At 56.5% G+C, this 1,610-nt stretch carries 2 protein-coding genes and 1 pseudogene; all 3 read right to left on the bottom strand.

The features are described 5' to 3' along the window. Positions 1–739 (bottom strand): aminotransferase class V-fold PLP-dependent enzyme (locus tag WCG50_RS19315; protein ID WP_336901216.1); only part of this gene is annotated, 739 nt, incomplete at its 3' end. A 31-nt stretch (positions 740–770) separates the two neighbouring features. After that, on the bottom strand, positions 771–1,286 hold the full coding sequence (locus tag WCG50_RS19310; RefSeq protein WP_336901215.1) for an anti-sigma factor: 516 nt from the start codon (positions 1,284–1,286) through the stop codon (positions 771–773). After that, positions 1,279–1,610 (bottom strand): annotated as a pseudogene (locus WCG50_RS19305) (exopolyphosphatase); the annotation flags it as partial. The gene WCG50_RS19310 and the pseudogene WCG50_RS19305, both read right to left, overlap by 8 nt.

The raw sequence follows: 1,610 nt of genomic DNA, 5'->3' as shown, positions 1-1,610 counted from the left end.
AGGCGTGGCCACCGTTCTCGTAGGTTTCCATGATCTGCAGCCACTTCTTCAGGTCACAGGCAAAGCTGCTACTGGTGGTGCCATCAATAGCCGTGCGAGCCCGCTCACTCAGCATCACCATGGCACAGCAAGGCGAACTACTCCAGCCTTTTTGCGGCGCACTGATCAACACGTCAACACCGGTATCGGCCATGTTCACCCACATCGCGCCCGAAGCAATGCAATCCAGCACAAACAAGCCGCCGACCTCGTGAACAGCGGCAGAAACGGCACGCAGGTAGTCGTCGGGCAGGATCATGCCGCAGGCGGTCTCAACGTGCGGGGCAAAGACCACATCGGGCTTTTTCTCACGAATCGCGGCTACCACTTCATCAATAGGCGCAGGCACCCAGGGCGACTGCTTGCTGGCGCCTACACGGCGGGCCTTCAGCACGGTAGATTCAGCCGCGATGGCACCCATGTCCAGGATTTGGGTCCAGCGGTAGCTGAACCAGCCGTTGCGAATGATCAAGACCTTTTTGCCACCGGCAAACTGCCGTGCGACAGACTCCATGCCAAAAGTGCCACTGCCCGGCACCAACACCGCCGACTTGGCGTGGTAGACCTCTTTCAGAATACCCGAAATGTCTTTCATCACGCCCTGAAAATTTTTGGACATGTGGTTGAGCGAACGGTCGGTATAGACCACTGAAAATTCAAGCAAGCCGTCAGGATCGACGAGGGGTAGCAAACCGGACATGGGAGTCTCCTATTTATTTTGTCGTCAAAGTTTAAAGTGCTTTTTGCACCACCGCGCCCTGGAACAAATAAGGCAGTCTGGGACCAGCGCCCGGCTCGGCACCGCCCTTGTTTTCAACACTGATAGCCAGTTGCGGAACATTAACCAGTGTTTTTTCAGTCGCGGGCAGGCGCAAGGTCTTGCTGGAACTACCCAGCACGCCCAAGGCAATCGGCTTGCCGCTGGCGGGCAGCGCCCACAGTTGCATGCTGTCTTCACGGCCTTCAGCCACGCTGCTCAGGCGTTGAATCTGCATGGCATTGTCCAGAGGATCCAGTGTCACCAACAAGGCCGGTGCCTGCTTGTCATCCGTCAACACGGCAATAAATTTGATTTGTGCCACGTCTTTCAGCTTGTTTTGCAGCTGATTGACCTGGGCCGTGAACTGCTCGAACATGCTCACCCCGGTGGCGGCTGCAAACGCCATGATCAGCAGGCAGCCTATGGTGGCGGCGCGCCACCATGCGCTACTGGCGATGGGGGGCAAAGGGGATGTGGTTTCATTCATCGGCATTGATTCTCTTGATAAGGGTTTGCAGCACATCGGCCGCCTGGTCGTTGGCCACCTGACAGGTGCCCGCAGCATTATGGCCACCGCCGCCGTATTCCAGCATCAGTTCACCGACATGGGTTTTGCTGCTGCGGTCCAAAATGGACTTGCCAGTGGCAAACACGGTATTTTGCTTTTGCACACCCCACAACACATGGATGGAGATATTGCACTGCGGAAACAGGGCATAAATCATGAACCGGTTGGTGGCCCAAATGGTTTCTTCTTCGCGCAAATCCAGCACCACCAGGTTGCCATGCACGGTGCTGCAGCGCAGCAACT

The organism is Rhodoferax sp., from assembly GCF_037143375.1.
Taxonomy (GTDB): domain Bacteria; phylum Pseudomonadota; class Gammaproteobacteria; order Burkholderiales; family Burkholderiaceae_C; genus Rhodoferax.
Note: the sequence above shows the minus strand (reverse complement) of the source record. Positions and strands in the feature narration are given on the sequence as shown.